General features: G+C 73.1%; 1 protein-coding gene. It reads left to right on the forward strand.

The annotated features are described in order from the left end of the window. Positions 1-4,945, forward strand: a 4,945-nt coding sequence (locus ACZ51D_RS43395) for a type I polyketide synthase (RefSeq protein ID WP_465665823.1), incomplete at both ends; no start/stop codon positions are given.

Below are 4,945 nucleotides of genomic sequence, written 5' to 3' on the forward strand. Positions count from 1 at the left end.
GCCGTGCTGCGTCCGAAGGTGGATGCGGCGTGGAACCTTCACGAGCTGACGAAGGACCGTCCGCTTGCCGCGTTCGTGCTGTTCTCCTCCGCGGCTGGTGTGTTCGGTGCGGCGGGTCAGGCGAACTACGCTGCCGCGAACGCCTTCCTGGATGCCCTTGCCGAGCACCGCCACGCCGCGGGTCTCCCGGCGCAGTCCCTGGCGTGGGGTCTGTGGGCGGAGGACGGCGGAGGCATGGCCGGCGGGCTGGGCGACGCGGACGTGCAGCGGATGGCCCGCGGTGGTGTCGTCGCCCTGAACGCCGAGGACGGCCTGCTGCTGTTCGGCGCTGCCGTGGCCGGTACCGAACCCGTGCTGGTCCCCATCCGCCTCGACCTGGCGGGCCTGCGGGCCCAGGCCGGCATCGGGATGCTGCCGCCGATGCTGCGCGGCCTGGTCCGGACGCCGGTGCGCCGCGCCACCGCCAACGGTGGAGGTACCTCTGCCGCCGGCGGCTCGGCGCTCGCCGACCGGCTGGCGGCGCTGGGCGCGGCCCAGCGGGAGGCCCTGCTGCTCGACCTGGTGCGCGGCGAGGTCGCCGCCGTCCTGGGCTACCCGGACGCCTCCGGGGTCGATGCGGGCCGCGCCTTCAAGGAACTCGGCTTCGACTCGCTGACCGCGGTCGAGCTGCGGAACCGGCTCAACGGCGCCACCGGGCTGCGCCTGCCGGCCACGCTCGTGTTCGACTACCCGAGCCCCGCCGTGCTCGCCGAACAGCTCAGGACCGAACTGCTCGGCGCCGATCCGGAGGCCGTCGTCGCCCCGGCGGTCAGCACGGCCCCGGACGACGAGCCGATCGCGATCGTCGGCATGGCCTGTCGCTACCCGGGCCGGATCGAATCGCCCGAGGACCTGTGGCGGCTGGTCGCCGACGGGCGGGACGCGGTGTCGTTCTTCCCCGAGGACCGCGGCTGGGACACCGCCAACCTGTACCACCCGGACCCGGACCACCTCGGCACCTCGTACACGCGTGAGGGCGGCTTCCTGCACGAGGCCGGCCTCTTCGACCCCGGCTTCTTCGGCATCTCGCCGCGGGAGGCGATGTCGATGGACCCGCAGCAGCGGCTGCTGCTGGAGACGTCCTGGGAGGCCTTCGAGCGGGCCGGGATCGACCCGCGAACGGTTCGCGGCAGTCGTACCGGTGTCTTCGTCGGCGTGATGTACAACGACTACGGCATGCTGCTCCAGCAGTCCGCCGAGGGCGCGGAAGGCCACGTGGGGACCGGTACCTCCGGCAGCGTCGCCTCCGGACGGGTGTCGTACACGCTGGGCCTGGAGGGGCCGGCCGTCACGATCGACACGGCGTGTTCCTCCTCGCTCGTCGCGCTGCACCTGGCCTGTCAGTCGCTGCGGCAGGGTGAGTCGACGCTGGCGCTGGCGGGCGGTGTGACGGTGATGCTGACGCCGAGCACGTTCGTGGAGTTCAGCCGCCAGCGCGGCCTGGCCGCCGATGGCCGCTGCAAGGCTTTCTCCGATGACGCGGACGGGACCGGCTGGGGCGAGGGCGTCGGCATGCTGCTGGTGGAGCGGCTGTCGGACGCCCGGCGGAACGGTCATCCGGTCCTGGCGGTCGTCCGCGGCAGTGCCGTCAACCAGGACGGCGCGTCCAACGGCTTGACCGCGCCGAACGGGCCGTCCCAGCAGCGGGTGATCCAGCAGGCGCTGGCCAGTGCCGGGTTGACGGCCGGCGAGGTGGACGCGGTGGAGGCGCACGGGACCGGGACGCGTCTGGGCGATCCGATCGAGGCGCAGGCCCTGCTCGCCACCTATGGGCAGGGGCGCGGCGAGGAGGAGCCGCTCTGGCTGGGCTCGGTGAAGTCGAACCTGGGTCACACCCAGGCGGCGGCGGGTGCGGCCGGTGTGATCAAGATGGTGTTGGCGATGCGGCACGGAGTGCTGCCGAAGAGCCTGCACGTCGGCGAGCCGTCCTCGCACGTCGACTGGTCGGCCGGCGCGGTCGAACTGCTCGCCGAAGCCCGTCCGTGGCCGGAGATCGGGCGGGCGCGCCGTTCGGCGGTCTCCTCCTTCGGCTTCAGCGGCACCAACGCGCACATCATCCTGGAGCAGGCACCCGCGGAGGAGCCGGTGCCGGCCATTGCGAGCACGGGTGCGCCGTTGCCGCTGGTGATCTCGGGCAGGACGGAGGAGGCGCTGCGCGGGCAGGCTGCTCGGCTGTGGGAGTTCGTGGCGGCGCGTCCCGACGTGGAGGTGGCCGATCTGGGGCTGTCCCTTGCGACCACGCGCTCCTCGTTCGAGTGGCGTGCCGGGCTGGTGGCGGGCGACCGTGCGGAGCTGTTGGCGGCGCTGGAGGCGTTGGCGGGCGGCGTGTCGTCGGAGAGCGTCGGCACACCGACCGGTGGGCGGACGGCGTTCCTGTTCACCGGTCAGGGCAGTCAGCGGGTCGGGATGGGCTTTGAGTTGTCGGCGGCCTTTCCGGTGTTCGCGGCTGCGTTCGATGCGGTGTGTGCCGAACTGGATCCGCTGTTGGAGCGTCCGCTGCGTGAGGCGGTCGCGGATGCGGAGCTGATCAGCGAGACCGGGTTCACGCAGCCGGCGTTGTTCGCGCTGGAGGTGGCGCTGTTCCGGTTGGTCGAATCCTGGGGTGTGCGGCCGGACTTCCTCGCCGGTCACTCGATCGGTGAGTTGGCCGCGGCGCACGTGGCGGGTGTGTTCTCGCTGGCGGATGCATGCAGGTTGGTGGCGGCGCGCGGCCGGTTGATGCAGGCGCTGCCGCGCGGCGGCGCGATGGTGGCCGTCCAGGCGGCGGAGGCCGACGTGCTGCCGCTGCTGACGGCCGAGGTGGGCATCGCTGCCGTCAACGGGCCGGCGTCCGTGGTGATCTCTGGCACCGAACAGGCCGTTCTGGATGTCGCGGAGAAGCTGACGGCCGACGGCTGCCGGACCAGGCGGCTCACCGTCAGTCACGCCTTCCACTCGCCGCTGATGGACGGCATGCTGGCGGAGTTCCGCGCCGTGGCCGCTGAGGTGGTTTTCGCGGAGCCGCGGATTCCGATCGTGTCGACGCTGACCGGCTCGCTCGTGTCGGCCGAGTTGACCGACCCTGAGTACTGGGTGCGGCATGTTCGCGAGGCCGTCCGCTTCGCTGACGCGGTGCACGTGCTGGAGGGCGAAGGCGTCCGGGCGTTCCTGGAGCTGGGCCCGGACGGCACGCTCAGCGCCATGGCAGGGCACTGCCTCGGCGAGGAGAGCGGCGCCGTCCTCGTACCGGCCCTGCGGCGCGATCGGCCGGAGGCGCAGAGCTTCACGACTGCGCTGGCCCGGCTCCAGGTGCGCGGCGCCGCGGTGGACTGGCACGCCGTGTTCGCGGGCACGGGTGCCCGCCGGGTGGATCTGCCCACCTATGCCTTCCAGCACGAGAACTACTGGCCGCGGGTCAGGCCCGGGCTGGTCGGGGACGTGCTCTCCGCCGGCCTGGCGAACGCCGACCATCCGCTGCTCGGCGCCTCGTTGGCGCTGGCCGATGCGGACGGCCACCTGTTCACCGGGCGGCTCGCCCTGGACGCGCACCCCTGGCTGGCGGACCATGCCGTCGCCGGCAGCGTACTGCTGCCCGGAACGGCCTTGGTGGAGCTCGCGGTCCGGGCCGGCGAGCAGGTCGGCTGTGCGCATGTGGAGGAGCTGACGCTGGAGGCGCCGCTGATCGTGCCCGAACAGGGCGCGGTGCAGCTCCAGGTGTCCGTCGGTGCTCCCGAGGAGTCGGGTCACCGGACGATCGCCGTGCACTCCCGGCCTGCGGAGGCTGCTGATGACGTGCTCTGGACGCGGCATGCGGTGGGTCTGCTGGCGCGGGAGTCGGCTGCCGGTGGCGTGGAGTTGAGGGTGTGGCCGCCGGCCGGTGCGGAGCCGGTGGCGGTGGACGAGGTCTACGAGGCGTTCGGGGCGGCCGGGTTCGCGTACGGGCCGGTGTTCCGGGGCCTGCGAGCGGTGTGGCGGCACGGGGGCGAGGTGTTCGCGGAGGTGGCGCTGCCGGAGGAGGCCCGGTCGGAGGCGGGGTCCTACGGTCTGCATCCGGCGCTGCTGGATGCTGCGCTGCATGCGATCGGTGCGGGCGCTCTGTTGGAGGACACCGGGCGGGGCCGGTTGCCGTTCGCGTGGTCGGGTGTGTCCGTGCACGCGGCCGGTGCGGGGGAGTTGCGGGTCAGGATCTCCGCTGTGGGGGCCGAGGCGGTCTCGCTCGCGGTGGCCGATGCCTCCGGTGCACCGGTCGCGACGGTCGACTCCTTGGTGCTGCGGGCGTTCTCGCCGGAGCAGCTCGCCGCGCAGGGCGGCCATGATGCGCTCTTCCGTCCGGAGTGGACTCCTGTCTCGCTGCCGGTGTCGGCGCCCGACGGTGTGATCGGTGTCCTGGGCGGGGACGGCCTGGGCCTGGCCGGCGCGATCGCCTTCGCGGACCTGGCGGACATCGCCGAGGGCGGTGTCACTCCCGACATCCTGGTGCTCCCGGTCGCCGTCGGGACCGGGTTTGACCTTGCCGCGGCCACGCACATGGCCGTGCGGGAGGCCCTGGAGCTGGTGCAGGAGTGGCTGGCAGCGGACGCCTTCGCGGATTCCCGTCTGGTCGTCGTCACCCGCAACGCGGGCGAGGCGAACCTCCCGGCCGCCACGGTGCGGGGTCTGTTCCGGTCGGCGCAGTCGGAGAACCCGGGCCGGATCACCCTGATCGACCTGGACGGTGACCCCGCCTCGCAGCGGGCGCTGTCCTGCGCGCTCGGCACCGACGAACCGCAGCTCGCGCTGCGGGCCGGCAGCGCCACCGCGCTCCGCCTGGCCAGGACGGGCGAAGCCGCGGTCCCGGCCGTGGGTCTGCGGGCGTTGGACCCTGCGGGGACGGTGTTGCTGACGGGTGCGACGGGTTCGCTCGGTCGGCAGGTGGCCCGTCATCTGG

Source organism: Kitasatospora sp. NPDC033851 (assembly GCF_055576085.1).